This window comes from Pseudoalteromonas sp. SR45-5, from assembly GCF_014163565.1.
Classification (GTDB): Bacteria; Pseudomonadota; Gammaproteobacteria; order Enterobacterales; family Alteromonadaceae; genus Pseudoalteromonas; species Pseudoalteromonas distincta.
Genome location: NZ_JACJDN010000955.1, coordinates 1 through 965 on the forward strand (window position 1 = coordinate 1; position 965 = coordinate 965).

Sequence of the window (965 nt, forward strand, 5' to 3'; positions counted from 1 at the left end):
AACTAAGCCATCGTTAATTCTTTTTGGTAACGTTTTTATGTAACGAGATAAAGCGATCGCCGCTTTTTGGGTCGTATCATCACTACTGGTAGACACACCATCTGTAATTTTTAAACTATTATCCAAAAATATCCATATATTTTCAGGTAAAAAGTAGTGATTAGAAAAAAAACCAAGTAAATTCTCGGTCAACGTCTTACTTTGATTAACGTCCCAAAATATTGGGGCCGCGAATAACATTTTCCACTTTTCTAAACTGTGTCTACCTAAAATATCACTATAAAGTTGTTCTAAAGCAAGGTTGAGTTGGGGTATCGTGTGAATGATTGAAAACTCAACAGGCTCGTCATTTGTATTATGATTTGGACTAGCTTTAAGTTCAAAAAAAACTTCAGCCTGTGTATTTTCAATATCAGTATCTAGCTGTGGCTGATCATCCTTAAGTAATACATCATCAAGTATTATTGAATTATCATTATCATTTTCAGCATCGTCACTTTTTGAAATTTCTTTTAATGCTTGATCATACGCTTTACGTAACGCTTTAAATTCTTCAGGGAATTCTGCGGGCGGCGTTTTTTTTAATAACTGCGTATATGCTAATTTTACGGCGCGTTTATCTTGTGTTGGCTCAATACCTAACACTATCCAATGGACCATTTAGTTTACTCTTATATTGTAGGCACAAATAATAAAATGCATGTTAATAAGACATATGCAAAAACACTTTTATACGCTCTTTTGCAGCATCAATTTTATGATTATCATGAGTTTCTAACGCGCGCTCAAAAAGCCCAATAGCTTCACCTACTTTTCTGCGCTTGTCGCCTAAGCCCTCTTGGAACATACGCTCAAGTTTCGCTTTAAAAGAGGTGTTAGCAAGTTTGTTTTTTGGTAATATTTTTAAAGCTTGAAGCCTTGCAAATTGCTCTTGCAATTGATTTTGGTCAAGCTCTTTAACATTC

General features: G+C 34.6%; 2 pseudogenes. Both read right to left on the minus strand.

The features are described from left to right. Positions 1-645: pseudogene (locus H5072_RS20320) on the minus strand (molecular chaperone DnaJ); the annotation flags it as partial. Positions 646-703: 58 nt separating this feature from the next. Continuing rightward, positions 704-965: pseudogene (locus H5072_RS20325) on the minus strand (molecular chaperone HscC); the annotation flags it as partial.